Raw genomic sequence first — 26,970 nt, forward strand, 5'->3', positions numbered from 1 at the left:
GCCCCGGCCTTGTCAGCCGGGGCGGTAGCCTCACATCCCGGCGAAGGCCGCGGTCACTTCGCCTGCCTTGGCGTCCTTGAAGCGGGCGCAGTTGCGGATGCCTTCCACGGCGCGATCGACCGACAGGTTGCTGCCGCTGGCGCCGTGCAGCTTGGCATTCACTGCGTCGGCCGCGGCGAGGCTGCACTGCGATCCGAACATCTGCGCCGCGCGGCCCGAGAAGATACCGCCGCCGCCGGTGAGCTTCGCGAACTCATCGAAATGGGCGAGCATATAGTCGAGTGCGGCGTCGCGGGTGCTGGCGTGGCTCATGAAGATTGCCGAGGCGAACAGCCGCTCGCGCGGCGAGTAGCGCGGATCGTTGAACTCGCCGAAATACCATTTGGCGACCTCGGCATTGCCCGACGAGGCGATCGCGCGGAACGCCGCCTGACGCAGGCCCGGCACCTTGCCGTCCAGCGCCGTCGCGGCCAGCGTCCTGGCGAAGGGCACGCCGCGATCATCGACCGTCACTGCCAGCGCGAGCGGGGCGAAATCGCCGTCCAGCGCCTTGGCATCGCCGGCCAGCCAGGCATCGGCCGCCTTGGTCAGCTGCGCGCGGACCGTGGCGTCATGGCCGTTATCCGCCACGAAACCGACCAGCTGCTCGCGCAGTTCGACCGTGTCGGCATTGTCGGCCTCATGCGCGCCGGCCTTGGGATCGAAGCCGATCTTGGCGAGCATCGGCGCGTAGAGATCGACGAACAGCTTGCGATAGGCAGCCTGCGCCGCCGGCCCGATCAGCCCGCGCGATTCCATGCCCGCGAGGCGATCTCCGTTCGAGAGCTGCATCTTGGTCTTGGGGTGCGCGGCCATCGAACGGGCGAGCGCGACGAGCTGGCTGGTCTTGGCCTTACCCGCGTAGAAGCTGGCCCACAGGCTGTCGTCCAGCGCCAGCGCCTCGCCGGTCGGCAGCGTCGGGGCCGCGGCGATCAGCGCGTCCCAGTCGGCGGGATCCAGGTCGAAGCGGTAATAGCCCCAGCCGCCGGCATTGGGCACCAGCGTGCCCGTGCCATTGGCGACGATCGGCGCGCTCGGCTTGTCGAGCAAAGTGCAGTTCTTGGTCTCGCCCTGGCGGACGCAGACCGGCACGATCCACTGCTGTGCCGGCGCGTTGGTGCCGAAATAGGCGAAGCGCTGCTGGCTGGCGGTCAGGATGCCATTCTGGCGGTGGAAGGTCACCACCGGCACGCCTTGCTGGTCGACGAAGCTCTTGAGCGAAGCGAGCACGCGCGGATCGTGCGCGGCGTCGGCGAGTGAGCCGAAGAACTGCTCGGTCGAGGCATTGCCGTATTTGTGCCGCGACATGTGCAGGCGCACGCCCTCGCGGAACTTGTCGTCGCCCATATAGGCGGCGATCATCCCGACGACCTGGCCGCCCTTGCCATAGGTGATCTGGTCGAACGCCGCGTCGATATCGGCATCGTTGGTGATGCGCTGGTGGATCGGCCGCCCGGCGACGAGCGCATCGAGATCCATCGCGTCGAAGCCCTCGGAAATCGCGTCCACGCCGATGTCGAGATCGGGGCGCCATTCATTGCCGATGCGGTAGCCCATCCAGTTGGCGAAGCTCTCGTTCAGCCAGATATCGTCCCACCAGGCGGGGGTGACGAGATCGCCGAACCACTGGTGCGAAAGCTCGTGCGCCACGACCATGCCGAAGGTCTGCTTGCTCGAAGTCGCGTCCTTCTCGTCGACGAACAGGATGCCGTCGCCATAGATGTCGGCGCCGGCATTCTCCATCGCGCCCGGCATGATCGGCGAACCGATCTGGTCGAGCTTGGGGAAGGGGAAGGGCTGGCCGAAATATTTCTCGAGCAGCGCGACGATCGGCCCCGAATTGTCGAGCGCGAACTGCAGCTCGTCCTTGTTCGGCTGGGTGCCGACGACGCGCAGCGGCAGCGGCGCCTTGCGCTGCGGGGTCGGCGCCACCTTGCCCTGGAGCGTCGCGAACGGGCCGACGACGAAGGCGACCAGATAGGTCGGCAGCGGCTTGGTGGCGAGGAAGCGGTGCTTCACCAGCTCACCGACCTTGACCGGCTTGCCGGTCTCGGGCGCGTTGGTGACCGCGGCATAGCCCGGCTTGGTGGTGAGCGAGACCGTGAAGGGCGTCTTGTAGCCCGGCTCGTCAAAGCCCGGGAAGGCGGCGCGCGCATCGATCGATTCGAACTGGGTCCAGCTATACCAGCTGCCCGCGATGTTCAGGTGATAGGGACCCGAAGCGCCGCTGCCGAAGGGCGCGTCATAATCGAACTTCAGCGTCAGCTTGCCCGGCTGCACCGTCTTGCCGAAACCGAGCTGGACCAGGCCGTACGGGCTCTTCTGGGTGAAGGTGACGGGCATTTCCTTGCCGCCGATCACCGCAACCGCCTTCGTGACGTTCAGCCCGCGGCCGTGCATCCACACCGCGTCCGCCGCCTTGTTCAGCTGCACGTCGATCTCGGTATGGCCGTTGAAGCGCGGCTTTTCCGGGAGGATCGTCAGGTCGAGCCGATAGGCGAGCGGCTTCACCGTCTCGGGCAGCTTGCCGGTCGGCTGCGCATCCTGGGCGATAGCGGTGGCGGGGAGAGTGAGGGCGACAGCAAAGGCGAGCGCGCGCATGGAAGTTCCTTATCGTGTGGGCGAGAACTAGGCCTCGCTCTCGGGCCACGCAATCCACGAACTATTTCCGTTACGCTACTGTATGTTTCCGGATTGTGTCGGACTCCGGAAGCGTTAAGGTTGGTGTCAGGTCAGGGGTGGGCAACGCTTCCAGGCCACCGGGCGGCGTCTTGGATCCCTCTTTCCGCCGCCCGGCCTAAACATACTTGGGCCACCAGGTTCCCGCACGGTGGCCCACCATTTTCCCCGCATCCTTCCAGATAACAACGGCATTGCGCTCTGCCGTGGCTTGGATATGGTAGCGCTATCATAACGATAAGCATGGTTGGGAGAGGGATATGGGGCTGATCGCGCGCTTGGCTGTGCTCGTCCTGCTGCTGGGCGCCGTCGCGCCGCCGGGCGAGCGCTGGGTGACCGCCTGGGCGACCTCGCAGATGATCCCCGGCAACAATGCCCTGCCGAACGAGGATCTGAAGGACGCGACGCTGCGCCAGCTCGTCCGCATCCAGATCGCCGGCAGCAAAATGCGCGTGCGGCTCACCAATGCCTATGGCACCCAATCGCTGCGAATCGGCGCCGCGACGATCGCGCGAGCGGTGGATCCGGCTTCGGCAAGTATCGACGCGGCCAGTCTGGTTCGGCTCACCTTTGGCGGCGCGAAGAGCGTCACGATCCCGGCGGGGGCGGACTATTGGTCCGATCCGATCGCGCTGCCCGTCAAGGCCGGCGCCGACCTGGCGCTGACGCTCTATCTGCCCGATGCCCCGGCACAGCAGACCAGCCATCCCGGCTCGCGCGCGACCAGCTACTATCTCCATGGCGATCACAGCGCCGATGCCGACCTGCCCGGCGCGAAGACCGCCGAGCGCTGGTATCAGATCGGCGCGATCGAAGTCGCGTCGGGGAAGGCGTCGGCCGTGGTCATCCTCGGCGACTCGATCACCGACGGATACGGCGTCCCCGCCAACAGCAACACGCGCTGGACGGACGCGCTCCAGCTCCGCCTGCGCGCCACCCCGGCGCTGGCCGACATGGCGGTGCTCAATGCCGGGATCGGCGGCAACCGGCTGCTCAACGACGGGCTTGGCCCCAATGCGATGGCGCGGTTCGACCGCGAGGTGCTGACCTATCCGGGGGTCAGCCATCTGGTGATCTTCGAGGGCGTCAACGATCTCGGCGTGCTCACCCGTGACGCGCCGGCGACGCCTGAGGTGCATGCCGCGCTCGTCGAGGGGATGATCGGCGCCTATCGCCAGATGGTCGCCCGCGCCCGCGCGCATGGCATCAAGGTGATCGGCGCGACGATCACGCCCTATGGCGGCTCGGCCTATTACCACCCCGATGCCGCGAACGAGGCCGACCGCGCCGCGATCAACGCCTGGATCCGTACCCCCGGCAATTTCGACGGGGTGATCGATCTCGACGCCGCGATGCGCGATCCCGCCGCGCCGACCAGGCTGCGCAAGGCCTATGACAATGACGGCCTCCACCCCTCGGTTGCCGGCTATCAGGCGATGGCGGATGCCGTGCCGCTGTCGCTCTTCTCGAGCCTAGTGAAGGACAAGGGCAGGGTGGCCGCATCGCCCGCGGAGCCCACGCCGGCCATCGCCTTCACCTTCGACGACCTCACCGCGCATGCGCCGCTGCCCGCGGGCTATACGCGTGTCGGCATCGCCGAGCAGATCATCGCCGCGCTCAAGGCGGGCGGCGCGCCGGCGACAGGCTTCCTCAATGGCGTTCAGCTGCAGAACGAGCCCGCCTCGGCACCGGTGCTCGACAAATGGCGCGCGGCGGGACTGACGCTCGGCAATCATGGCTGGAGCCACGCCAATCTCGACCAGTTGACCGACGAGCAATTCCTGAGCGAACTCGAGAAGAACGAGCCGATCCTCAAGGCCAAGATGGGCGCCGCCGACTGGCACTGGTTCCGCTACCCGTTCCTTTCCGAGGCCGCCGCCAACCCCGAGCGCCGCGCCCGCATCCGCAAGTTGTTGGCGGACAAGGGCTACAAGGTCGCCACGGTGACGATGGATTTCTCCGATTGGGCATACAACAACGCCTATGCCCGCTGCGTGGCGAAGGGCGACAGCAATGCGATCCTGGCGATGGAGCATGCCTGGCTCGGCAATGCCTCGGTCCAGGCCGATCGTGCCCGCGCCATGGCGCATGCGCTTTATGACCGCGACATCCCCTATGTGCTGCTGATGCACCTCGGCGCCTTCGACGCGCACATGATGCCCCAACTCGTCGCGCTCTATCGCGAAAAGGGCTACCGCTTCGTCAGCCTCGCTGAGGCGGGCAAGGACCCCTATTACGCCCCCGAGCTGAACCCCGCGCTTACCCCGCAGCCCCAGGGGCTGAACGGCGCGATGGCGGCCAGGGGGCTGAAGGAGCCGCCGGCCCCCGCGATGCTGCCGCTCGACACGATGTGCAGCTAGGACGATGCGCGCGGGGATCGCCTGTGCGCCGGTGTGGAGCGTGCTGGCCTGCCTCGCTTTGGCCGCGCCTGCGTCCGCGGTCCGCCAGGAGGCGCCGCAGGACGCCGAACCGTCGAACGAGATTATCGTCGTCGGGGTCCGGAAGGCGGAAGGCAGCGAGATCGTGGTTCGCGCGGTGCCGCGTTGCTACGGCCGCGATGGCGACCCGATCGACGCCGTGCCGGTCCCGCAAGGCATCCGTACGCAGAGCGTGATCGCCCCCGATGCGACCGGGACGATCCGCTGGCGCGATGATGACGAGCCCATACTTGGTCCCGCGGTCTGGCAGCGGACAGGCAATGCGATCGGGGACTATCGATTCCGCGTGCCGACGGATGGCAAGCCGCTCTGCATCGGCGCGCTGCCCTCTGCCGCACAGGGGTTCGCCCAGCTTCGCCGGATCGTGGCGGCGGACGGGATGCACGGGCGCTACGTCCATTTCTCCGCGCGCGTCATGACCCGCAAGGCGGGGGAGGTCCGGTTCTGGCTCGCCGCCGGCGATGCGCGCAATCGTCGCTATCGGGGCGGCGATACGCGCCACAAGCCGATCCGGGGCACGCATGGCTGGCAGCAGGTCGATCTCATCGTCGGGCCGGTGCCCTCCTATGCCAACCACATCAGCTATGGCTTTCTCCTCTGGGGACGCGGCGACGCCTGGCTCGCCGATCCGGTGCTGGAAGTGCTGAGCCGGGAACAGGCGCTCAGCGTCGCCTCGCTGCCGATTTCGAAGCTCAGGAACTGAGGCGCGCGGCGCGGCTCAGAACAACTCGCCCTGCGGCCCGCTCGGTGGCCTGAACAGGTCGGTCCGCAGCCGCAGCACTTCGCGGTCGAGCCCGTAGCGCCTGGCCGCCATTTTGAACCGAGTCCGCAGCAGCTCCGCCCAAGGACCGTGTCCGCGGAAGCGCGTGTGGAAATTGGGGTCGTTGTCCTTGCCCCCGCGGATCGACTGGATCGTCGCCATCACCTTGCCCGCGCGATCGGGGAAATGCGTGTCGAGCCAGGCGCGGAACAGCGGGGCGACTTCGTGCGGCAGCCGCACCGGCAGGAAGAACGCCGTGCGTGCTCCGGCCTGCGCCGCGCGCTCGAGGATGTGCTCGATCTCGTGATCGGTCACTTGCGGGATCACCGGTGCCAGTGAGACGAACACCGGGATCCCCGCATCGGCGAGCTGCCGCACCGCCTGCAGCCGTTTCTCCGGATGCGGCGCGCGCGGCTCCACCGTCATCGCGATCTTGGGGTCGAGCGACGTGATCGAGACCATCACCGCCGCCAGCCCTTTGGCCGCCATCGGCGCGAGGATGTCGATGTCGCGCGTCACCCGGTTCGACTTGGTTGTGATCGTCAACGGATGGTCATGCTCGGCCAGCACTTCGATGCATCCCCGGGTGATCCGCCACTCGGCCTCGATCGGCTGATAGGGATCGGTATTGGTACCGAACGCAATCGGCCGGCAGACATAGCCGCGCTTGCCGAGCTCGGTGCGCAGCAGCGCCGGCGCATCGGGCTTGGCAAAGAGTTTGCTCTCGAAATCGAGCCCCGGCGACAAATCGAGATAGGCATGCGTCGGCCGCGCGAAGCAATAGATGCAGCCATGCTCGCAGCCGCGATACGGGTTGATCGAGCGATCAAAGGCAATGTCGGGCGACTGGTTGCGGGTGATGATCGTCCGCGCCCGCTCTACCGTCACGCTGGTCCGCAGGGGTGGGGGCGCGTCGTCCAGCGCCTCGCGCATGTCGAGCCATTCGCCGTCCGCCTCGCGCGCCGGCAGGTTGAAGCGGCTGCTCGCTTCATTCAGCGTGGCGCCGCGGACGGGACGATTCTTCGCCATTGCCAAAGCCTAGGCCTGGCGCTAGAACATAGCAAGAACATTGGAGGATTTCATGGCACGGATCAGCTATCTCGAACTGCCGTCGAAGGATGTGGCGGGCACGCGCGATTTCTATGCAAAGGCGTTCGACTGGGCGTTCACCGATTTCGGCCCGGACTATGCTGCGACCACCACTGGCGACACCGATCTCGGGATCAATGGCAGCACCGATCACATCATCGAGCAGCTGCTGCCGGTAATCGAAGTGCAGGATCTCGAGGCAGCATTCGAGGCGGTGAAGGCGGCGGGCGGTGAGATCGTCGTGCCGATCTTCGCTTTCCCCGGCGGCCGCCGCTTCCATTTCCGCGATCCCGCCGGCAACGGCCTGGGCGTGTTCGTCAACGAGCCGGAATGAATTGCCGCGCGGTGGCGGCGTGATAGGCTGGGCGCAAAGGGGGAGTGCCGATGCGCCTGATCGCAATCACCGCCGCCGCGGCGCTGGCCGGCTGGGCGATGCCCGCCGCCGCGCAGGACCGTGCGCCCTGCGGCAAGGACCTGGTCTGCGCCAACGCGCCTGAGACGATCGTCCAGACGATGCTCGCCGCCAAGCTCAATGCGAAGCTGGCCAAGGACGAGAATGGCGATCCGATGGTCGAAGTGACGGGCGAGCCTTACCGGTTCGACGTCTATTTCTACGGCTGCGAACAGCATCGGAACTGCGATTCGCTGCGCTTCGAAGTCTCCTTCTCCAAGGAAGAGGGGGCAGGGATCGCGCTCGCCAACAAGTGGAATGCCGGCCACCGCTTCATCAGCGCCTCGGTGCGGGAGAATGGCAATTTCGTGCTGTCCTACGACATCGGCATGATCGGCGGCACGACGAAGCGCAATTTCACCGACACGCTCGACTGGTGGAACTCGATGCTGGGCGAGGCAGCGGATTTCTTCGTGAAGGAATTGAAGCGGTGACGCTTGCCTGTTCCCCGGCGAAAGCCGGGGCCCAGGGTTTCTCTGCCGTGTCGCTTGGGACCCTGAGCCCCGGCCTTCGCCGGGGAACAGCATGCCAGCGGACCCGCTCGGGAAGTTAGTCCCTCAGCGCTCGCCCAGCCGCGGCAGCAGCTCGACGAAGTTGCACGGCTTGTGGCGCACATCCAGCTGGCTCGCCAATATCCCGTCCCACGCATCGGTGACCGCGCCGGTCGAACCGGGCAGTGCGAAAATATAGGTCCCGCGCGCCACGCCCGCAGTCGCGCGGGACTGGATCGTCGAGGTGCCGATCGACTGGTAGCTCAGCCAGCGGAACAGCTCGCCGAAACCAGGGATCTCCTTGTCCCACACGCGGGCGAGGGCTTCGGGCGTCACATCGCGGCCGGTAACCCCGGTGCCGCCGGTGGTCAGCACCACTTCGACCGAAGCATCGTCGATCCAGGCGTGAAGCTGCGCGACGATCGCATCCGCATCATCGCGCACGATCTGCCGCGCGGCCAGCAAATGCCCCGCGGCGGTCAGCCGCTCGACCAGCCGGTCGCCTGAGCGGTCTTCAGCGAGGGTCCGTGTGTCGGAAACCGTCAGCACTGCGATCCGCACCGGGCGGAACGCGACTGCGTTATCGATTGGCATTGCTGTCCTGATGGAAAGCGAGCTTCTTGACGCTCAGCTTGACCGCCGACGGGCCCTGCATGCCCGGGAATTTCGGCCACAGGCCCTGCGCCAGCGCCTCGCGGCTGCTCGATTTGCGGCCTTCCTGGTTCTCGTACATCCAGTAATTGCGCAGCACGGTCATCACATAGCCGCGCGTCTCCCAATAGGGGATGCTCTCGATATAGAGCAGCGGATCGCCGCCATCCTTGATCATCGCGTTCCAGTTGGCGACGGGCGTCGGCCCGGCATTGTAGGACGCAATCACCTTGGGCAGCAGCCCGCCGGTAAAGGGCTGGTCGCGCAGCTGCTCGAGATAGGACTGGCCGATCTCCATGTTCACCGAAGGCTTGGTGAGGTCGCTGGCGGCATAGGTGATGCCGTTGCGCCGGCCGATATCGATCGCCGCGCCGGTCTTGACCTGCATCAGGCCCATCGCGCCCGCGGCGCTGCGGATCTCCGAATTGAAGCGCGATTCCTGCAGCGTGTGGGCGAACACCAGCGCCTTGTCGACGCGCCAGCCACCCGCCGGCGTCCAGTTCGGCGCAGGATAGCGCGCCTCGACCAGCGGCTGGGTACCCTGCGGGCAATTATGCGTGAGCCAGAGCTGGGTGCTCGGCAGATTGAGCCGGCCGGCAAGGCGGGTCAGCGCAGCATGTTCGGTGGGCGTGCCCAGCTTCGCCTGGTAGCGCAGCACTTCGTCGGCCAGGTCGTCCTCGTCGATCTCGACCAGCGCAGCGGCGACGCGCACATTCGGGCGACGCTCCAGCGCGCGCCAATCCTCGGCGACAAACTTCTCGCCCCGGCTCGGCTTCTCGTCGATGCCGAGCGCGGCCTTGGCGAGCAGCCCGTAGAAGGTCTCGCTATATTGGGTGGCGGCGCGCAGCTTTACCGCGACCTTGTCGGGATGGCCGCACGCCATCTCGGCGCGCGAACCCCAATAGAGGCCGGCGGAGCGCAGCTCGGTATCGGCGGCGCGGGTGGCGACGCGCTCGAAGGCGGCGGTGGCGCCGGCGCAATCCTGTTCGCGCCAGGCGGCGAGCCCGGCGACCCAATCGGCCTGCGGCGCCCATTCGCCGATCCCGTCCTGCGCCTTGGCGGCGACGCGGCGGGCATTGTCGTCGTCTCCGGCGACATAATAGATCCAGGCAACCTTCTGCTGCCACTCGGTCTTCGCCTCGGGCGTCAGATCGGCTTCGAACTGGGTAACCACGGCCTCGGCGGGTGCGCCCTGATCGGCCTTCACATAGGGCTGGATGGCGAGCGCGATCTCGGTGGCGGCGGTGTCGCTCTTGATCGAGCGGGCGCGCTGGCGGACCGGGGCGCCATCATACCAGACCAGCCGGGCGGCGACCGGGATCGCAGGCGTGGTCAGCGCGCCGCGGGTCTTGGCCATGCGGCTGAGCTGGTCGGCCTGCGGGAGCTCGGGGGCGTCGCTGATCAGCTGGAGGATCGGCGCCAGCTCGACCTTGGGCGAATTCTTGGCGGTGTAGAGCTCGGCGCGCGCGATCGAATGGAGCGGACCCGGCTTCATCGAATCGAGCTGGAGCTGCGCATCCTGCCAGCGCTCGGCGCGGATCGCGGCGAACACCTTGCGGTATCCGGCCTTCTGGTCGCTATCGAGCTGCTCGGGAATGCCGTCGCCTTCGCGCGGGGCGGGGGCAGCAGCGGAGGAATTGTCGTCGGCGCCCGTTGCATCGGCATGGGCGGCGGTGGTCAGTGCCGTGGACGCCAGAAGCGCAGCGGCAAGCAGGATACGCATGGTCACAGGCTCCCCCGGGTCAACAGCAACAAATGCTTCCAGGCTTCGCTTTTTGAGGCGGGCCGCTGTTCCAACAGGAAACGCGGGTGCAGGCTCGCCAACGCCTGCGTTTTTCCGCCGAAATGGTTAACATCGACTAAACCATTCGCTGCCGCCGCGTCGTTCGTCTCAGGTACGACACGGCTCGCCGTTTGTCCTAAAATCAACAGCTTAGTGGGCTGCAGCAGCTTCAGGTGATGGCGCGCAATCTCGATCAGCCGGTCTTCCTGGTCGGGCGAAATCCGCCCGGCGAGAGGGCGGGCGGCGGCGAGCGACAGGAAATAGACCGAATCGCGGGCGATTCCGGCCGCGGTCAGCATCCGCGAAAACAGGGTTCCGACCGGTCCGGCGGCCAGAAGTTCACTCTGGTCGTCGCTTTCCGGCATGTCGGTCAGCACCACCAAAGCGGCCTGTGCGGGGCCGCTCGGGCCGACCAACGGAGTCATCCACGCCGCCTCGGGCACGGTCTCGCCGGTGCGCCAGGCCGTGAAGGCGGCGAGTGTATCGGGCAGGGTTTCTGGCTGGGGCGACGCTACGGCAATCTGCGCCGCCTGCACGGGCGCGGGCTGCGCGAGCCAGTCGCGAGCCTCGTCTTCCTGGAGTGTCTCGACACCCGCGTCACGCCACCATTCGAGTGCGCTCGCGAGGGTTCGCCCCCAATCTGCTGTGTATTCGCCTCCCACGCTGCCTAAGAGTCATGCCTTGACGGGCGGGTCAATCTGCCTTCATCGACCAAGGGACAGGACGTTGCCAGCTTGCGACGAGACAGGCGTGCGGCGTGTGCCAGACCAAGACTAGAAGGATGCGATGATGAGCGAACGGGAGTCGATGCCCTATGACGTCGTGATCGTCGGCGCGGGCCCCGCGGGCCTTTCGGCGGCGATCCGGCTGAAGCAGCTGGCCAGCGAGGCTGGCGGCGAGCTTTCGGTGTGCATCCTCGAAAAGGGCTCCGAAGTCGGCGCCCATATCCTTTCGGGCGCTGTGATCGATCCCAAGGCGCTCGACGAGCTGCTGCCGAGCTGGCGCGAGGACGGCTGCCCGCTCGCGCAGACGCCGGTCACCGAGAACCATCACTGGGTGCTGAGCGAGAAGGGCCATATGGCCTTCCCCGAGTTCATCACGCCGCCGTTCCTGCACAATAGGGGCACCTACACGGGCTCGCTCGGCAATCTCTGCCGCTGGCTGGCGGGCAAGGCCGAGGAGCTGGGCGTCGAGATCTTCCCGGGCTTCGCCGCCGCCGAGATCCTCTACAACGACAATGGCAGCGTGAAGGGCGTCGCCACCGGCGACATGGGCGTCGCGCGCGACGGCGAGCACAAGGGCGATTACCAGCCTGGCCTCGAGCTCCACGCCAAATATACCTTCTTTGCCGAAGGCTGCCGCGGGCACCTGACCAAGCAGATGATCCGCAATTTCGAGCTCGACAAGGACAGCCAGCCGCAGATCTACGGCATCGGCATCAAGGAGCTGTGGGACATCGATCCGGCGCTGCATGTGCAGGGCCGGGTGATCCACACCCAGGGCTGGCCGCTTACCAAGGGCGCGAACGGCGGCGGCTTCCTCTATCACCAGGCCGATGGGCAGGTCGCGCTCGGCTTCGTCACCTGGCTCAACTACAAGAACCCCTATCTCTCGCCCTTCCAAGAGATGCAGCGCTGGAAGACGCACCCGGAGATCGCCGCGATCCTCAAGGGCGCCAAGCGCGTCTCCTACGGTGCCCGCGCCATCTCGGACGGCGGCCTGCAGTCGGTGCCCAAGCTCGTTGCTCCCGGTGCCGCGCTGATCGGCGATGCGGCGGGCTTCCTCAACGTGCCGCGGATCAAGGGCACGCACACCTCGATGAAGAGCGGCATGATGGCGGCCGAGGCGGCGTTCGCCGCAGTCACCGCCGGCCGCGAGGCGGACGAGCTGGCCGCCTATCCCGAGGCCTATGAGAAGAGCTGGGTCTACAAGGAGCTGCGCGGCGTCCGCAACGTGGCGCCTCTGGTCAAGAAGTTCGGCGACAAGCTCGGCACGATGCTCGCGGGTGCGGCGATGTGGAGCGAGCTGCTCGGCATCCGGTGGCCCTTCACGATGCAGCACAAGCCCGACAATGAGGGGCTGTGGCACGCCTCCGAAGCGCCGAAGATCGATTATCCCAAGCCCGACGGCGTGCTGACCTTTGATCGTCTCTCCTCGGTGTTCATCTCGAACACCAATCACGAGGAGGACCAGCCGGTCCATCTGACGCTGAAGGACCCTGAAGTCCCCATTCACTACAATCTTCCGATGTACGCCGAGCCGGCGCAGCGCTACTGTCCGGCGGGTGTCTATGAAGTTGTCGGCGAAGGCGACGATCTGCGCTTCCAGATCAACGCGCAGAATTGCGTCCACTGCAAGACGTGCGACATCAAGGATCCCACCCAGAACATCAACTGGGTGGTCCCTGAAGGCGGCGGTGGCCCCAATTATCCGAACATGTAGCCTTGTCCTGGCGCTCGCGGCGACACTGCCCGCCGCGGCCCAGCAGGCCGCTCCGCCGCAAGTCGATCTGCGCGACTATGCACGCACCCGCGCCGCCGATGCGGCGGGGGAGGCGGCGCTGGCCGCTGCCGGCTATGCCCGTGCGCTCGATACGGTGCCCGACGATCAGGTTCTGGCGATGCGTGCCTATCGCCAGGGGCTCGCCGCCGGTGATTTCGCGCTCGCCAGCCGTGCCGCCGCGATCCTCGATCGTGCCACCGTCGCCCCGCCCGACACCGCGCTGCTCGCCTTCGCCGTCGCGCTGCACGATCATGACGGGATCGGCGAGGACCGCGCGCTGACGCGGCTCTCGCAGGCGCAGCTCGATTTCCTCGTCCCGGTGCTGCGCGCCTGGGTCGCGTTCGATCGCGGCCAGGATCCGATGCCGCTGCTCGATGCCGCGCGCGGCAACGGGCTCGCCACGCCCTTTGCCGAGCGTCACCGGGTGCTGCTGCTGATCGCCGCGGGCAAGCCCGATGAAGCCCTGTTCGCGCTCGCCGCCTCGAGCAATGTCGAGCAGGCGCAGGATCCACGCATCGACGCGGCGATCGCGCTGCTCCGCGCGGGCCGCAAGGACAAGGCGGAGACTATCCTCTCGGGCCTCGCCGGCGCCTCCAAGGCGTGGCGCAAGCGCCAGGCCAGGGCCGGCAATCCCGATGCGGCATTCGGCGCCGCGCATCTGTTCCTCGGCCTCGCCAGCGACCTGCGCGACGCCGACATGGCGCCGCTCTCGATACTGCTGACCCGCGCCGCCTTGCTGCTCGACCCGCAGGAGGATCGCGCCCGCCTGCTGCTCGCTGACGCGCTGTCGCGCAGCAACGCCACCGATGTCGCGCTCGACATGCTTGCCGGCATCCGCCTCGACGGTCCCTTCGCGCGCAGTGCCGCGGCCGGGCAGGTGGGCGCGCTCCGCCGCGCCGGCCGTCTGCCCGAAGCACTGGCGCTTGCCGAGAAGCTCGCTGCCGCCCAGGGCGCGACCGCACATGATCTGCGCACCTATGGCGAGCTGCTCTACCAGAATGGCCGCTTCGACGATGCCGCTTCCGCCTATGGCCGTGCACTCGGCAAGGCCGAGGGCGATGGTGGCTGGGAACTCAACTATCTGCGCGGCGCCGCGCTCGATCGCGCCGGCAAATGGGACGAGGCGCTGCCCGTGCTCCAGCGCGCGGTGACGCTCGCGCCCCAGGAACCCGAGGCGCTGGCCTGGCTCGGCAATGCCCAGGTCGAGCGCGGCGTCGACCTGCCCGGCGCCCAAGCGCTGCTCGAGCGCGCCCGCACCCTCAAGCCCGACGATCCCGAGATCACCGACTCGCTCGGCCGGGCCTATTATGCCGAGGGCCAGCTCGCCCGCGCGGTCCCGCTGCTCGAGACGGCGGTGCGCGCCGATCCCGGCAATGCCCACGCCAACGAGCATCTCGGCGACGCCTATTGGAAGCTCGGCCGCCGCATGGAGGCACGCTATGCCTGGCGCGCCGCCCAGGTCACTGCGGAGGAGGCCGACACCGCCCGGCTCAAGGCCAAGCTCGCGGACGGGCTGACCCAGTGATCGTCGAGATCGCGAAGGCCAAGCTCAATCTGGCGCTGCACGTCCGCGCGCGGCGGGCGGACGGTTATCACGAGCTGGAGACGCTGTTCGCCTTTGTGGCGGATGGCGATGTCGTCACCGTCGCACCGGCCGATGCCGACAGCTTCGCGCTCACCGGCCCGTTTGCGGCCGGGCTGGACGGGGAGGGCGACAACCTCGTCACCCGCGCCGCCCGCAGTTTCCGCGAGAAATTCGGCGGCGGCACGCATGCGATCACGCTCGACAAGCGCCTGCCGGTCGCCTCGGGCATTGGCGGCGGCTCGGCGGATGCGGCGGCGACGCTGCGGGCACTCGGCCGACTCCACGGTGTCACGCCCAACGCGATGTTCCCGATCGCCGACGCGCTGGGCTCGGACGTCCCCGCCTGCCTTTATGGCGTCAGTGCGATCGGTCGAGGCAGGGGCGAACAACTCGAGCCGGTGCCCGGCCTGCCCGGCACACCTGTGCTGCTGGTCAATCCGGGCGTCGCGGTTTCCACCGCCGAAGTGTTTCGCCGCTGGGACGGTATCGACCACGGCCCGCTGCCCGCCGATCCGCGCGCAGGCCGCAACGACCTCGAACCGCCCGCCCGCGCAATCGCGCCGGTGATCGACGAGGTGCTCGATATGCTGGTGAAGCAGCCGGGTGCAGTGCTCACCCGCATGTCCGGCTCGGGCGCGACGTGCTTCGCGCTGTTCGACGGCGAAGCGAGTCGCGATGCGGCTGCGGCCGCGATCGCTCCCAAGGGCTGGTGGCTCCTGGCGACGAGTCTAACCTGATTCCCCAAGCGGATCCCCGGCGAAGGCCGGGGCCCAGGGTTTCTCTGCCGAACCGCTTGTGGCCCTGGGCCCCGGCTTTCGCCGGGGAGCAGGAAAGTGGAGCGATTAACCACCCTCGAAAACCCGCCCTTTTCACTTTCGTCCGTACACCATCCCCAGCGGATCGCCTGCCGGGAGCAGAACGTCCGTTGGTGGCGCGGGCAGGGGCATTTGGCCCTGGCCCGCCCCATCCCCTTAACAGCAGGCCGCCATTCGGGCAGAGCCACTAAATGATCCAAGTCACGCGCAGCGGCACCGTCGCCACCATCGCTCTGGCCCGCCCCGAGGCGCGGAACGCACTCCCCATCGCCGCCTGGCAGGCGCTCGCCGCCGCCGCGCGCGAAGTGGGCGATGCCCGCGCGGTGATCCTCAAGTCCGATGTCGCCGGGATTTTCTCCGCCGGCGCCGATATTCGCGAGTTCGAGCAGCTCCAGGCCGATCCCGCGCTGCGCACCCAATTCCGTACGGCGATGCGCGATGGGATCGAGGCGATCGCCGCGCTGCCCATGCCCGTCATCGCCGCCGTCGATGGCGGCTGCTTCGGCGCCGCGGTGGCGCTGATCCTGGCCGCCGATATCCGCATCGCGGGCAACCTCTCCGAATTCGCGATCACCCCCGCGCGCCTCGGCCTCGGCTATCCGCGCGAGGATGTCGCCCGGCTCGAGGCGCTGGTCGGCAAGGGCATCGCCGCCTTGCTGCTCTTCACCGGCGACAAGCTGCGCCCTGACGAGGTCCACAAGATCGGCCTGGTCGAATTGAAGACCCGCAAGGCAATCGACACCGCCACTGCCATGGCGAGCGCCATCGCCGGCAATGCCCCGGAAGCCGTGAAGCTGCTCAAGCGCACGCTGCGCGGCGAGCAGACCGACCAGGGCTTTGAGGACGCCTTTGGCGGCGCTGAGCTGGCCGAGGGCCTTACCGCTTTTCGCGAACGCCGGAACCCGGCCTGGTGAGCGCCGCCGAGATACTCGAGGGCAGCGCGCAAAATGTCCTGCTCCTGTGCGACCACGCCTCCAACGCCGTGCCCGCGGATATCGATCTCGGCATCGATCCGGCTTTGCTCGATCTCCATATCGCGATCGATATCGGCGCCGCCGCCGTCACCCGCGCGCTCGCCCAGAAGCTCGACGCCCCCGCGATCCTCGCCACCGTCTCGCGCCTGGTGATCGATCTCCACCGCGAGCCCGACCATATCGGCCTGATCCCGCACCGCAGCGACGGCCACCTGATCCCGGGCAACGAGAGCGTCGACAAGCCCGCGCGCATCGCCCGCTTCCACGCGCCCTATCACCGCCTCCTGCGTGACCGCATCCGCGCCCAGCGCCCCAGGCTGATCCTCTCGATCCACAGCTTCACGCCCTGCCTTGAACATGGCGGCACCGATCGCCCCTGGCAGGTCGGCGTGCTCTACAACCGCGACACCCGCGCCGCGCACCCCACGGTGCAGTTCTTCGAGAGCCGCGGTTATGTCACCGGCGACAACGAGCCCTATTCGGGCCGCCTGCTCAACGCGACGCTCAACCGGCATGCGGAAGGGCAGGGGATTCCCTCGGTGGCGATCGAAATCCGCAACGACCTGATCCGCGATGCGGCGGGGGTGGAGGAATGGGCGGGGGTGCTGGCCGAGCTGGCGCGGCATCTCACGTCTGACGAGGTTTAGCAGTTCCCCGGCGAAAGCCGGGGCCCAGTGTTTCTCTGCCGTGTCGCTTGCTACCCTGGGCCCCGGCTTTCGCCGGGGAACAACCTTGCGTTAGCGCGATCGAGAAATTTCTTTGCGCAATAGTCTTGCGCAAAACGCCTCATCCACGACATAGGCTTGCGCATCATGACCAGCCGATTCGACAAGTCCAAGCTCCCCAGCCGCTACGTTTCCGTCGGCATCGAGAGCGCACCGCACCGCAGCTATTATTACGCCATGGGCCTCACCGAGGAGGAGATCGCCCGGCCGTTCGTCGGCATCGCCTCGGCGGGCAATGACAGCGCGCCCTGCAACACCACGCTCGATCAGCAGGCAGACTGGTGCCGTGCCGGCGTGAACGAGGGCGGTGGCATGCCGCGGCGCTTCAACACGATCACCGTGACCGACGGCATCGCCATGGGCCACCAGGGGATGAAGTCCTCGCTGGTCAGCCGCGAGGTCATTGCAGACTCGGTCGAGCTCTCGGTCCGCGGCCATTGCTACGACGCGCTCGTCACCTTCGCTGGCTGCGACAAGTCGCTCCCCGGCATGATGATGGCGATGCTCCGCCTCAACGTGCCGTCGATCTTCGTCTATGGCGGTTCGATCCTGCCGGGCCGCTATCAGGAGCGTGACCTCACCGTTATCGACGTGTTCGAGGCGGTCGGCCGCTATTCCGCCGGCAAATGCCCGCTCTCGGAAGTCACCGCGATCGAGAAGGCGGCCTGCCCGGGCCATGGCGCCTGTGGCGGCCAATATACCGCGAACACCATGGCCTGCGTTGCCGAGGCAATCGGTTTGTCCTTGCCGAACAGCAACATGGCACCGGCACCTTACAAGTCGCGTGAAGAGATTGCGGTGGCTGCCGGCCGCCAGGTGATGGAACTGATCGCCCAGAATATCCGCCCGCGCGACATCTGCACCCGCGAGGCGTTCGAGAACGCCGCCCGTATCGTCGCCGCGACCGGCGGCTCGACCAATGGCGCGCTGCATCTCCCTGCGATGGCACACGAAGCGGGCATCGAATTCGACCTGTTCGATGTCGCCGAGATCTTCAAGTCGACGCCGTACATGGCCGATCTCAAGCCGGGCGGCCGCTATGTCGCCAAGGACATGCACGAGGCCGGCGGCATCTACATGCTGATGAAGTCGCTCGCGCAGACCGGGCTGCTCCATCTCGATTGCATGACCGTCACTGGCAAGACGCTCGGCGAGAACATCGACCAGGTCACCTGGAACCCCGACCAGAAGGTCATCTACGACGCCAAGACGCCAATCACCCCCACCGGCGGCGTGGTCGGGCTCAAGGGCTCGCTCGCCCCTGAAGGCGCCATCGTGAAGGTCGCGGGCATGCACCGCCTCCAGTTCACCGGCATCGCCAAGGTGTTCGAGCGCGAGGAGGATGCCTTCGCCGCGGTCGAGGCCAATGCAATCAAGGAAGGCACCGTCGTCGTCATCCGCTATGAAGGGCCCAAGGGTGGGCCCGGCATGCGCGAGATGCTGTCGACCACTGCGGCGCTCTATGGCCAGGGGTTGGGCGAGAAGGTCGCGCTGATCACCGATGGCCGCTTCTCGGGCGGCACCCGCGGCTTCTGCATCGGCCATGTCGGCCCCGAAGCGGCCGAGGGCGGCCCGATCGCCCTCGTCGAGGATGGCGACGAGATCAGCATCGATGCCGAGGCCGGTACCGTCGATCTCAACGTCCCCGAGGACGTGCTCGCCGCGCGCCGCGCCAAGTGGGAGCCGCGCCGGAACGATTACCAGTCCGGTGCGCTCTGGCGCTTCTCGCAAAATGTCGGCCCGGCTTATAAGGGGGCTGTCACGCACCCCGGAGCCAGCGCCGAAACCCATGTGTTTGCCGATATCTGAACCAGGTAGGGAGAGGGGAAGGGCACGTCAGGCGCTAACGCTTGCGGCCCTTCTTTCCCTGCCAACGCTTTTCCTGACTGGCTGCAACGTCCAGGTCCGCGACAAGGCCACCGAAGCGCGCAACGAAGCGCATGCCGAGAAGATGGAAAAGGCGGAAGGGCGCATCGAATGCGCCCCGCCCGGCGCCGAGACCTTCTCCTTCGCCTGCACGATCGACCGGGTCCAGTCGCAGGACGGGCTGTTCCTGACGCTCCGCCACCCCGATGGCGGTTTCCGCCGGCTTCTCGTCACCACCGACGGGCGCGGCGTGATCGCGGCGGACGGCGCCGAGAAGGCCGAGGTCACGATCCTCGCCCCCGATCAGATCGAAGTCGCGATCGGCGGTGCGCGCTACCGCTTGCCTGCGACCGTGCGCGGGGCCAAACCGGGCAAATGATCCCGCCCGGCGTACCGATCGTCACCGCTGCCCAGATGCGCGCCGCCGAAGAGGTGGCGTTCCGGCGCGAGCCCCAGGAAGCGGTCATGGAGCGCGCCGGCGCCGCCGTGGCGCGCGAGGCGGCGCGTTTCGCGCATGGCGATCCGATCCTTGTCCTTGCCGGCCCCGGCAACAATGGCGGAGACGCCTATGTCGCCGCGCGATTGTTGAAGGCAGCCGGCCATGACGTCGCGGTCGCCGCCTGTGGCGAGCCCGGCACGCCGCTCGCCCGGGTGATGCTCGAGCGCTGGGGCGGGGAGGTCGCCTCGCTCTACCAGGCACGCCCTCGCCCGGTGCTGATCGACGGCCTGTTCGGCACCGGCGTGACCCGCCCGCTCGAGCGCGGCATTGCCCCGGTCTTCGCCGAACTGGTGAACGCCGCGCGCTTTTCGCTGGCGATCGATCTTCCCTCGGGCCTCGCCACCGACAGCGGCGCCGATCTCGGTGCGCCCAGGGGGATCAGCGCCACGCTCGCGCTCGCCGCGCTCAAGCCCGCCCATCTGTTGGACGCCGGGCTCGAGCGCTGCGGCAAGGTCCTGCTCGCCGATATCGGCATAGCGGTGGAGAGCCACTGGCGCCGCGTCTCGCGCCCACAGCTCAAGGCCCCCGGCGCCCGCGCGCACAAATATAGCCGCGGCCTGGTCGTGGTGGTCGAGGGCGATATGCCCGGCGCCGCCCGTCTCGCCGCGCACGCCGCGATGGCCGGAGGGGCGGGCTACACGATCCTCGCCTGCGCCGATGGCAGCAGCGGCGGCCCCGATGCGCTCGTCCGGCACCGTGTCAGCAATGGCGACGATCTCGCGGACTTCCTCACCGAGACCCGCATCGGCGCCGTGGTGGTCGGCCCTGGCCTCGGCCGCGATCGCCGCGCCGAAGGGCTGCTCAAGGCGGCGCTGGGCGCCAATCTTCCGCTGATCCTCGACGGCGACGCCTGCACCCTGCTCGGCAAGTCCGCCGCCGCCTGGCTCCAGCGCCGCACCGCCGCGACCTGGCTCACGCCGCATTCGGGCGAGTTCGACCGCATGTTTGAGAGCGAAGGCGACAAGATCACCCGCACGCTCACAGCCGCCGCCGACTCGCGCGCCACCGTGATCCACAAGGGCGCCGACACCGTGATCGCCACGCCGCGCGGTGAAGTCCGCGTGCTCGCCCAGGCCTCGTCCTGGCTCTCCACTGCCGGCACCGGCGACGTGCTGGCGGGAACGCTCGCCGCGCAGGTCGCCTCGGGCAACAAAAACGCCGCCGAAGCCGCGGTCTGGCTCCACGCCCGCGCGGCAAGGCTTGCAGGACCGGCCTTCATCGCCGATGCGCTGCCGATGCATCTTCCCCCGGCGATCTCCGAATGTCTCTAAGCACCGTCCTCCGCGTCGCGGGGCGCGGCGAAGGCGTCACTGACGACGGCCGCTACATCCCCTTCGCGGCCCCCGGCGACCAGGTCGACGCGCAGGGCACAGTCACCCGCGGCCCGCACCATCAGGAGCCGCCCTGCCGGCACTTCCCCGAATGCGGCGGCTGCCAGCTCCAGCATCTCGACGATACCGCGTGGAGCGGCTTCATCACCGACCGGGTCGCCGGCGCGCTCGCCCAGCACAAGCTCACCACCGAGATCCGCGCGCCTTTGCTCTCGCCCCCGCGCACCCGCCGCCGGGCCACGCTCCATGCCGAGCGCCGCGGCCGCCAGGTGCTGCTCGGCTTCACCGGCCAGGGCAGCCACAACCTCATCGACCTGGCCGAATGCCATGTCCTCGATCCCGAGCTGTTCGCGCTGCTCGCGCCGCTGCGCGGCCTGCTCGCCGCGCTGCTGCCGACGTCGCGGCGGATCAACGTCCACCTCGCCAGGGCCGATCAGGGCATCGACGTCCTGCTCGACGGCCTCGAAGCCGAAGGCCTCGCCGCCGCCGAGGCGATCAATGCCTTCGCGCATCGCCACCAGCTCGCCCGCTTCTCGATGGACGAGGGCCTCGGCCCGTCGGCGCGCTGGGAACCCGATCCGGTGACGATCACGCTCGGCGGCGTGCCCGTGGCGTTCCCGCCCGGCAATTTCCTCCAGGCGACGCCCGAAGGCGAGGCGGCGCTGATCGCCACGGTCCAGGAGATCGTCGGCGGCGCCGGCACGATCGCCGACCTGTTCGCCGGTCTCGGCACCTTCACGTTCGCCTTCCCCAAGGCCAAGGTCTATGCCGGCGAAGCGGCGCGCGATCCGATCCTGGCGCTCAAGGCCGCCGCGGCGCAGGCCAAGCGCATGGTCTTCGCCGATCATCGTGACCTGTTCCGCCGTCCGGTGACGACCTCCGACCTCGACAAGTTCGAAGCAGTGATCCTCGATCCCCCGCGCGCCGGCGCCCGCGAACAGGTTGCCGAGCTGGCCAAGGCACGCGCTCCGCTTGTCGCCTATGTATCCTGCAATCCCAATACCTTCGCACGTGATGCGGAGACTTTGTGCGAAGGCGGCTACACGCTCGACTGGATCCAGCCGGTCGGCCAGTTCCGCTGGTCCACCCATGTCGAGCTGGCCGCGAAGTTCAGCCGGTAAGGCCACCCTCCCGCTTGCGGGAGGGACCTAGGGATAATCCGCCCACAGGAAGAACAGCCCGTCCGACGGCGCATTGAGCCCCAGTGCGGCGCGGTCGCGCGCCTCCAGCGCCGCGGTCATGTCGTCGGGCGTCCAGCGCCCCTGGCCGACCAGCACAATGCAGCCGACCATCGAGCGGACCTGGTGATGCAGGAACGAGCGCGCCGAGGCGAAGACGCTGATCCGCTCGCCCTCCGCGACCACCTCGAGCCGGTCGAGCGTGCGCAACGGGCTATCGGCCTGGCAATGCGCCGAGCGGAAGGTGGTGAAATCGTGCCGCCCGACCAGCCGTGCCGCACCCTCGGCCATCAGCCCGGCGTCGAGCGGCGGGATCACTCGCCACGCCAGGCCCTTCTCCCAGGTCAGCGGCGCCCGCCTTGTTGAGATTCTGTATTCATAATGGCGTGCAACACACGAGAAACGCGCATGCCAATCGTCCGCCACCTCGACGCAATCGAGGATCGCGACCGGATTGGGCCGCACCCGTGCGTTGAGCGCCTCCATCAGCCGGAACGCGGTGATCGGCTTCGCGATATCGATATGCGCGCGCATGCCGAGCCCATGGACGCCGGCGTCGGTGCGCCCCGCGGCCTGCACCGAGGCGCGTTCGCCGGTGACCGCAAACGCCGCGTCCTCGATCGCCTGCTGCACGCTCGGGCCATGATCCTGCCGCTGCCAGCCCATGAACGGGCGGCCGTCAAACTCCACGGTCAGCGCGAACCGCGTCAAAGCCGGGTGCCCGCGGGGATTTGCAGGCCGTTGAGCAGCTCGCGTGACGTCATGACGCCGCGTCCTGCGCGCTGGACAAGGGTGGGGCGGATCGCACCCGCCGCGCAGGTGATGGTCAGCGCATCATCGAGCACCACGCCCGGCGCGCCAGCACCCTCAAAAATCTCAGCCGCATGCACCCGGAACCGCTCCCCCCCGAACTCGAAGAACGCCCCCGGCGCCGGATTGAACGCGCGAATTTGCCGCTCAACCTCCACCGCAGGCCGCGAGAAATCCAGCCGCGCCTCGGCCTTGTCGATCTTCGCGGCATAGGTCACGCCGTCCTCGGGCTGCGCCACCGCGGGATGCCCGTCGAAATCCGCCAGCACCGTCACCATCAGCCGCGCGCCCATCGCGCTCAGCTCGGCGGTGAGATCGCCCGCGGTCTTGCCGTCCACCGGCGTCCGTTCCTCGAGCCGCACCGGCCCGGTATCGAGCCCGGCCTCCATCTGCATGATCCCGACACCCGTTTCCGCGTCGCCCGCCAGGATCGCCCGCTGGACCGGCGCCGCACCGCGCCACCTGGGCAGCAGCGAGCCATGCACGTTGAGGCAGCCATGTTTCGGCGCATCGAGCACCGCCTGGGGCAGGATCAGGCCGTACGCGGCGACCACCGCGACATCGGCCTCCAGCGCCTCGAACGCCGGCAGCGCCTCGGGATCCTTGCGGAACGAGAGCGGGGTGCGCACTTCGATCCCCAGCGCCTCCGCTCTGGCCTGCACCGGCGAAGGCGTCAGCGCCTTGCCGCGCCGCCCGCCGGCCCGCGGCGGCTGACTGTAAGCCGCCACGACGTCGTGCCCGGCCTCGACCAGCGCATCGAGCACCGGCACGGCAAATTCGGGCGTTCCCATGAATATCACTCGCATGAAGAGCCCTTAGCCCTACTCGTCATCCCGGCGAAAGCCGGGATCTCGTGCGGCTCCTTCCGCGCGCCGTCGCCTGAGATCCCGGCTTTCGCCGGGATGACGGCCAGTTTCCTTTTCGTTCCCGCATAGCTATCTCCCTCCCATGGCATCTCCCGAGATCGAAGCGCTTACCCAGGCCCTGTCGCGACTGCCCGGCCTCGGACCCCGTTCGGCGCGCCGCGCGGTGCTGCATCTGCTCAAGAAGCGCGAGACCGCGCTCGATCCGCTGCTCGCCGCATTGGGCGCGGTCAGCCGCAACCTCGAGACCTGCGCGACCTGCGGCAATGTCGACACCGCCAACCCCTGCCAGATCTGCGCCGATCCGCGCCGCGACGCCCGTTCGCTCTGCGTGGTCGAGGAAGTCGCCGACCTCTGGGCGCTCGATCGCGCGCGCCTCTTCCCCGGCCGCTTCCATGTCCTTGGCGGCCGCCTCTCGGCGCTCGAAGGCGTCCGTCCCGAGGATCTGCGCATCGATCGCCTCGTCGCCCGCATCGCCGCGGGCGGCATCGACGAGGTCGTGCTGGCGATGAACGCCACGCTCGAGGGCCAGACCACCGCGCATTACATCGCCGAGCGGATCGAGACCTATCCGGTCCGCGTTACCCAGCTTGCCCACGGCCTGCCGGTGGGTGGCGAGCTCGACTATCTCGACGAAGGCACGCTCGCCCAGGCATTGCGCGCACGGCGCCCGGTGGCCTAGGGGCACGCCCTCTCTTGCCCGAAAAGCCCCGAAAGCTTAAATTACACCCATGGCTATTCTACCGATCGTCGAAGTACCCGATCCGCGTCTGCGTCTCATCTCCGAACCCGTGGCGGAGGTGAACGACGAGCTTCGTGACCTGATCGCGGACATGTTCGACACCATGTACGACGCGCCCGGCATCGGCCTCGCCGCCATCCAGGTGGGCGTTCCCAAGCGCGTGATCGTGATGGACCTGCAGGAGCAGGAAGACGAGGAGGGCAAGCCGATCCGCGAGCCGCGCGTCTTCATCAATCCCGAGATCCTCGATCCCGCCGAGGAGCAGTCGGTCTATACCGAAGGCTGCCTGTCGATCCCCGAGCAGTTCGCCGATGTCGAGCGCCCCGCGCGCTGCCGGGTGAAGTGGCTCGACGAGCAGGGCGGTGCGCATGACGAGACGTTTGAGGGCCTGCTCGCCACCTGCATCCAGCACGAGATGGATCATCTCGAGGGCATCGTCTTCATCGATCACCTCTCGCGCCTGAAGCGCGACATGATCCTCAAGAAGCTCAACAAGGCCCGCCGCGCCGCGGCCTGATCCTCGGGGGCCGTGGCGCCCCCGAAATTTTCCTGTCCTACAAGGATCGTTCGGTATATGTTCCGCGCATGGGCACTCGTGCGCGGGTGCCTGTGCTCGCGCGTGCGCCCGCATATGCCCGCGCGTGAGTGTCGTGACTTTCGTGACTTTCCGGGGAGGCTTTGTTGGATTTGCTGGCGCTAGTGATCGCGGTTGCCGCGCTCGTAATCGGGCTTGGCCTCGGCATGTTCCTGGGCGGCCGCCCGGCTTCGCAGATGCGCTCGGAGCGCGACCAGCGCGAGGCGGAGTTCAAGACCGCCGCCGCCGAGCTCGGCCGTGCCCAGATCGAGCTGGCCGGGCTCAAGGCCGAGACCAGCGGCATGGAGTCGCGCTTCGCCGAGCTGGCGCACCGCATCCTCGGCGAATCGCAGAAAAGCTTCCTCGAGCGCGCCGACCAGCGCTTCGCCCAGGCGGGCGAGAGCAATGAGGCGAAGATGAAGGCGCTGCTCAGCCCGGTGCAGGAGACGCTCCAGCGCTATCAACAGGGGCTGAGCGAAGTCGAGAAGGAGCGGGTGGGCAGCTATCAGGCGCTGCGCGAGGCGGTGCAGACGCTGCATGCCGGTCACACCCAGGTGCGCGACGAGACCGCCAAGCTGGTCAATGCGCTGCGCGCCAGCCCCAAGGCGCGCGGCCGCTGGGGCGAGCAGAGCTTGCGCAACGTCCTCGAACAGGCCGGCCTCTCGCAGCACGCCGATTTCCAGACCGAAGTCTCGGTCAACACCGAGGATGGGCGACTGCGCCCTGACGTGATCGTCCGCCTGCCCGGCGGCAAGAAGCTGATCATCGACGCGAAATGCTCGCTCAATGCCTTTCTCGATGCCAGCGAGGCGCATGACGAGGCCAGCCGCACCGCGCACCTCGTCGCCCACGCAACCGCGATCCGCCGCCATGCCGAGCAGCTCGGCTCGAAGAATTACTGGGCGCAGTTCGGCGACGCCGCCGATTATGTGATCCTCTACATCCCGGGCGAGCATTTCCTCACCGCCGCGCTCGAGCAGGACGATGCGCTGTGGGAATGGGCATTCGAGCGCCGCGTGCTGCTCGCCACGCCGACCAACCTCGTCGCGATCGCGCGCACCGTCGCCAGCGTCTGGCGGCAGGAGAAGCTCGCCGAAGAGGCGGCCGAGATCGCCCGGCTCGGCAAGGAGCTCCATTCGCGCCTGGCCACGATGGGCAGCCATGTCGCGAAGATGGGCCGCAATCTCGAACTGGCGAACGGTGCATACAACGCAATGGTCGGCAGCCTGGAGAGCCAGGTGATGAGCCAGGCCAAGCGCTTCGAGGCGCTCGAAGTGTCGAGCGGCGCCAAGGAGATCGAGCCGCTACCGATGGTCGAGACCGCGCCGCGTCCGCTTACCAAGCTGGTGACTGGGCCGGCGGACGAAGCGGAAGCTGCGGAATAGCCATGGCGTCAAAGTCGGGCTAGGCTTTGAGAGACAATCGAAGAGGGGGATTTCGATGAAGCTTGCACTTGCACTCTTGCTTGCCACGACGTCCGTCGGCACCGCCTTTGCCCAGCAGAGCCCCGCGGAGACTGCCCGCGACAGCCGGCTCAGCGAGATCATCCAGCTGATCCAGGGCGGCCAGCCGCAACAGGCGGTCGACAAGCTCAATCCGCTGATCGTCGAATATCAGGCTGCCTATCCCGGCGATACGCAGAAGCTCTGCAAGGTCGAGGACTATGAGACCGCCGCCTATGCCGCGCTGCCGGGCGGCAAGAGCGCGACGCTGGTCGAGGGTGGCTGGTGCATCGCGCTTTGGGCCAAGGGTTTCGCGATGATCGATCTGAACCAGCTCGACGGGTCGGTGCTGTTCCTTGAACGTGCGGTGACGATGGCGCCGCTCCATCCGCATTATCTGTCCGAGCTCGGCTATGCCTATCAGGCGCAGAAGCAGTGGCAGCGCTCCTATGATCTCTACGCCCGCGCTGCGGATGCGGCGAAGCGCGAGAGCGGCGAGCGCCAGGTCAAGTCGCTGCGCCGCGCCTGGTTCGGCATGGCCTATGACCTGATCGAGCTGGGCCAGCTCGATCAGGCCGAAATCTATCTGCGCAAATGCCTTACGCTGACGCCCGACGATCAGAAGGTGAAGGACGAGCTTCAGTATATCCTCGACGAGAAGGCGAAGAAAAAGGCGAGCTAGC

General features: G+C 67.8%; 24 protein-coding genes. 17 read left to right on the forward strand and 7 right to left on the reverse strand.

The annotated features are described in order from the left end of the window. Window positions 1-30 precede the first annotated feature (30 nt). A complete protein-coding gene (locus HZY97_RS03540) occupies window positions 31-2,640 on the reverse strand; it encodes a M1 family metallopeptidase (RefSeq protein ID WP_180140624.1) in 2,610 nt (869 codons plus the stop codon). Window positions 2,641-2,978: 338 nt separating this feature from the next. Here HZY97_RS03540 and HZY97_RS20815 point away from each other — a divergent pair, with 338 nt between their 5' ends. Beyond that, window positions 2,979-5,078: a GDSL-type esterase/lipase family protein gene (locus tag HZY97_RS20815; RefSeq protein WP_218942857.1), complete on the forward strand. Its 2,100-nt coding sequence runs from the start codon at window positions 2,979-2,981 to the stop codon at window positions 5,076-5,078. 4 nt (window positions 5,079-5,082) lie between these two features. After that, a complete protein-coding gene (locus HZY97_RS03550; protein WP_180140626.1) occupies window positions 5,083-5,859 on the forward strand; it encodes a hypothetical protein in 777 nt (258 codons plus the stop codon). A gap of 15 nt (window positions 5,860-5,874) precedes the next feature. Here HZY97_RS03550 and HZY97_RS03555 read toward each other — a convergent pair whose 3' ends face one another. Beyond that, window positions 5,875-6,945 carry a PA0069 family radical SAM protein gene (locus HZY97_RS03555; protein ID WP_180140628.1) on the reverse strand — a complete coding sequence of 357 codons (1,071 nt, stop codon included), beginning with the start codon at window positions 6,943-6,945 and terminating at the stop codon, window positions 5,875-5,877. 52 nt (window positions 6,946-6,997) lie between these two features. On the opposite strand from HZY97_RS03555, the gene HZY97_RS03560 reads away from it, so the two are divergent. After that, the gene (locus tag HZY97_RS03560; protein ID WP_180140630.1) at window positions 6,998-7,339 is read left to right on the forward strand and encodes a VOC family protein; all 342 of its coding nucleotides are present in this window, start codon (window positions 6,998-7,000) and stop codon (window positions 7,337-7,339) included. 50 nt (window positions 7,340-7,389) lie between these two features. Next, complete coding sequence (locus HZY97_RS03565) at window positions 7,390-7,890, forward strand: YbjN domain-containing protein (protein ID WP_180140632.1); 501 nt, start codon at window positions 7,390-7,392, stop codon at window positions 7,888-7,890. Window positions 7,891-8,013: 123 nt separating this feature from the next. Here HZY97_RS03565 and moaB read toward each other — a convergent pair whose 3' ends face one another. Genes moaB through HZY97_RS03580 form a run of 3 tightly spaced genes read right to left on the reverse strand, consistent with a single transcriptional unit; the run spans window position 8,014 to window position 11,043 of the window. Then, entirely contained in the window at window positions 8,014-8,541 is a 528-nt protein-coding gene (gene moaB, locus HZY97_RS03570; RefSeq protein ID WP_180140634.1) for a molybdenum cofactor biosynthesis protein B, read from the reverse strand. Then, window positions 8,528-10,321: a lytic transglycosylase domain-containing protein gene (locus HZY97_RS03575; protein WP_180140636.1), complete on the reverse strand. Its 1,794-nt coding sequence runs from the start codon at window positions 10,319-10,321 to the stop codon at window positions 8,528-8,530. Before HZY97_RS03575 ends, moaB begins: the two co-directional genes overlap by 14 nt. Window positions 10,322-10,323: 2 nt before the next feature. After that, window positions 10,324-11,043: a uracil-DNA glycosylase family protein gene (locus HZY97_RS03580; RefSeq protein WP_180140638.1), complete on the reverse strand. Its 720-nt coding sequence runs from the start codon at window positions 11,041-11,043 to the stop codon at window positions 10,324-10,326. A gap of 127 nt (window positions 11,044-11,170) precedes the next feature. On the opposite strand from HZY97_RS03580, the gene HZY97_RS03585 reads away from it, so the two are divergent. The 9 genes from HZY97_RS03585 to HZY97_RS03625 all read left to right on the forward strand — a co-directional run bounded on the left by HZY97_RS03585 (window position 11,171) and on the right by HZY97_RS03625 (window position 21,799). Continuing rightward, a complete protein-coding gene (locus HZY97_RS03585) occupies window positions 11,171-12,823 on the forward strand; it encodes an electron transfer flavoprotein-ubiquinone oxidoreductase (RefSeq protein ID WP_180140640.1) in 1,653 nt (550 codons plus the stop codon). Next, entirely contained in the window at window positions 12,798-14,408 is a 1,611-nt protein-coding gene (locus HZY97_RS21110; protein ID WP_180140642.1) for a tetratricopeptide repeat protein, read from the forward strand. Before HZY97_RS03585 ends, HZY97_RS21110 begins: the two co-directional genes overlap by 26 nt. Next, a complete protein-coding gene (locus HZY97_RS03595) occupies window positions 14,405-15,205 on the forward strand; it encodes a 4-(cytidine 5'-diphospho)-2-C-methyl-D-erythritol kinase (RefSeq protein ID WP_180140644.1) in 801 nt (266 codons plus the stop codon). The genes HZY97_RS21110 and HZY97_RS03595 overlap by 4 nt, the downstream gene beginning before the upstream one ends. 269 nt (window positions 15,206-15,474) lie before the next feature. Continuing rightward, window positions 15,475-16,197: an enoyl-CoA hydratase/isomerase family protein gene (locus HZY97_RS03600; RefSeq protein WP_180140646.1), complete on the forward strand. Its 723-nt coding sequence runs from the start codon at window positions 15,475-15,477 to the stop codon at window positions 16,195-16,197. Further along, complete coding sequence (locus tag HZY97_RS03605) at window positions 16,194-16,904, forward strand: N-formylglutamate amidohydrolase (RefSeq protein WP_180140648.1); 711 nt, start codon at window positions 16,194-16,196, stop codon at window positions 16,902-16,904. The genes HZY97_RS03600 and HZY97_RS03605 overlap by 4 nt, the downstream gene beginning before the upstream one ends. 165 nt (window positions 16,905-17,069) lie before the next feature. Then, on the forward strand, window positions 17,070-18,791 hold the full coding sequence (gene ilvD, locus HZY97_RS03610) for a dihydroxy-acid dehydratase (RefSeq protein WP_180140650.1): 1,722 nt from the start codon (window positions 17,070-17,072) through the stop codon (window positions 18,789-18,791). A gap of 142 nt (window positions 18,792-18,933) precedes the next feature. Next, complete coding sequence (locus HZY97_RS03615; protein ID WP_180140651.1) at window positions 18,934-19,227, forward strand: hypothetical protein; 294 nt, start codon at window positions 18,934-18,936, stop codon at window positions 19,225-19,227. Next, window positions 19,224-20,618, forward strand: a complete 1,395-nt coding sequence (locus HZY97_RS03620) for an NAD(P)H-hydrate dehydratase (protein WP_180140653.1) — start codon at window positions 19,224-19,226, stop codon at window positions 20,616-20,618. The genes HZY97_RS03615 and HZY97_RS03620 overlap by 4 nt, the downstream gene beginning before the upstream one ends. Further along, the gene (locus HZY97_RS03625) at window positions 20,609-21,799 is read left to right on the forward strand and encodes a class I SAM-dependent RNA methyltransferase (RefSeq protein ID WP_180140655.1); all 1,191 of its coding nucleotides are present in this window, start codon (window positions 20,609-20,611) and stop codon (window positions 21,797-21,799) included. Before HZY97_RS03620 ends, HZY97_RS03625 begins: the two co-directional genes overlap by 10 nt. Window positions 21,800-21,826: 27 nt before the next feature. Here the strand turns inward: HZY97_RS03625 and truA are convergent, their stop codons facing one another. Then, window positions 21,827-22,567, reverse strand: coding sequence for a tRNA pseudouridine(38-40) synthase TruA (gene truA / locus HZY97_RS03630; protein ID WP_180140657.1), 741 nt, complete (start codon window positions 22,565-22,567; stop codon window positions 21,827-21,829). Continuing rightward, window positions 22,564-23,472, reverse strand: coding sequence for a methionyl-tRNA formyltransferase (gene fmt, locus HZY97_RS03635; RefSeq protein ID WP_180140659.1), 909 nt, complete (start codon window positions 23,470-23,472; stop codon window positions 22,564-22,566). Before fmt ends, truA begins: the two co-directional genes overlap by 4 nt. A gap of 142 nt (window positions 23,473-23,614) precedes the next feature. Between fmt and recR the strand changes: the two genes are divergently transcribed. From recR to HZY97_RS03655, 4 genes are all read left to right on the forward strand, one after another. Then, complete coding sequence (recR, locus tag HZY97_RS03640) at window positions 23,615-24,211, forward strand: recombination mediator RecR (RefSeq protein ID WP_180140661.1); 597 nt, start codon at window positions 23,615-23,617, stop codon at window positions 24,209-24,211. Window positions 24,212-24,260: 49 nt separating this feature from the next. Beyond that, window positions 24,261-24,788, forward strand: a complete 528-nt coding sequence (gene def, locus HZY97_RS03645) for a peptide deformylase (protein ID WP_180140663.1) — start codon at window positions 24,261-24,263, stop codon at window positions 24,786-24,788. A gap of 164 nt (window positions 24,789-24,952) precedes the next feature. Next, window positions 24,953-26,230, forward strand: a complete 1,278-nt coding sequence (locus HZY97_RS03650; RefSeq protein ID WP_257214859.1) for a DNA recombination protein RmuC — start codon at window positions 24,953-24,955, stop codon at window positions 26,228-26,230. 55 nt (window positions 26,231-26,285) lie between these two features. After that, window positions 26,286-26,969, forward strand: a complete 684-nt coding sequence (locus tag HZY97_RS03655) for a tetratricopeptide repeat protein (RefSeq protein WP_180140665.1) — start codon at window positions 26,286-26,288, stop codon at window positions 26,967-26,969. Window position 26,970: the final 1 nt, after the last annotated feature.

It is taken from the genome of Sphingomonas sp. R-74633, from assembly GCF_013416555.1.
Lineage (GTDB): Bacteria > Pseudomonadota > Alphaproteobacteria > Sphingomonadales > Sphingomonadaceae > Sphingomonas.

What these genes read in the sequence shown, in the direction of transcription:
- HZY97_RS03540 (WP_180140624.1), bottom strand. Translation starts at nt 2,640, where the DNA reads ATGCGCGCGCTCGCCTTTGCTGTCGCCCTCACTCTCCCCGCCACCGCT.
- HZY97_RS20815 (WP_218942857.1), top strand. Translation starts at nt 2,979, where the DNA reads ATGGGGCTGATCGCGCGCTTGGCTGTGCTCGTCCTGCTGCTGGGCGCC.
- HZY97_RS03550 (WP_180140626.1), top strand. Translation starts at nt 5,083, where the DNA reads ATGCGCGCGGGGATCGCCTGTGCGCCGGTGTGGAGCGTGCTGGCCTGC.
- HZY97_RS03555 (WP_180140628.1), bottom strand. Translation starts at nt 6,945, where the DNA reads ATGGCGAAGAATCGTCCCGTCCGCGGCGCCACGCTGAATGAAGCGAGC.
- HZY97_RS03560 (WP_180140630.1), top strand. Translation starts at nt 6,998, where the DNA reads ATGGCACGGATCAGCTATCTCGAACTGCCGTCGAAGGATGTGGCGGGC.
- HZY97_RS03565 (WP_180140632.1), top strand. Translation starts at nt 7,390, where the DNA reads ATGCGCCTGATCGCAATCACCGCCGCCGCGGCGCTGGCCGGCTGGGCG.
- moaB (WP_180140634.1), bottom strand. Translation starts at nt 8,541, where the DNA reads ATGCCAATCGATAACGCAGTCGCGTTCCGCCCGGTGCGGATCGCAGTG.
- HZY97_RS03575 (WP_180140636.1), bottom strand. Translation starts at nt 10,321, where the DNA reads ATGCGTATCCTGCTTGCCGCTGCGCTTCTGGCGTCCACGGCACTGACC.
- HZY97_RS03585 (WP_180140640.1), top strand. Translation starts at nt 11,171, where the DNA reads ATGAGCGAACGGGAGTCGATGCCCTATGACGTCGTGATCGTCGGCGCG.
- HZY97_RS03600 (WP_180140646.1), top strand. Translation starts at nt 15,475, where the DNA reads ATGATCCAAGTCACGCGCAGCGGCACCGTCGCCACCATCGCTCTGGCC.
- ilvD (WP_180140650.1), top strand. Translation starts at nt 17,070, where the DNA reads ATGACCAGCCGATTCGACAAGTCCAAGCTCCCCAGCCGCTACGTTTCC.
- HZY97_RS03615 (WP_180140651.1), top strand. Translation starts at nt 18,934, where the DNA reads ATGGAAAAGGCGGAAGGGCGCATCGAATGCGCCCCGCCCGGCGCCGAG.
- HZY97_RS03620 (WP_180140653.1), top strand. Translation starts at nt 19,224, where the DNA reads ATGATCCCGCCCGGCGTACCGATCGTCACCGCTGCCCAGATGCGCGCC.
- HZY97_RS03625 (WP_180140655.1), top strand. Translation starts at nt 20,609, where the DNA reads ATGTCTCTAAGCACCGTCCTCCGCGTCGCGGGGCGCGGCGAAGGCGTC.
- fmt (WP_180140659.1), bottom strand. Translation starts at nt 23,472, where the DNA reads ATGCGAGTGATATTCATGGGAACGCCCGAATTTGCCGTGCCGGTGCTC.
- recR (WP_180140661.1), top strand. Translation starts at nt 23,615, where the DNA reads ATGGCATCTCCCGAGATCGAAGCGCTTACCCAGGCCCTGTCGCGACTG.
- def (WP_180140663.1), top strand. Translation starts at nt 24,261, where the DNA reads ATGGCTATTCTACCGATCGTCGAAGTACCCGATCCGCGTCTGCGTCTC.
- HZY97_RS03655 (WP_180140665.1), top strand. Translation starts at nt 26,286, where the DNA reads ATGAAGCTTGCACTTGCACTCTTGCTTGCCACGACGTCCGTCGGCACC.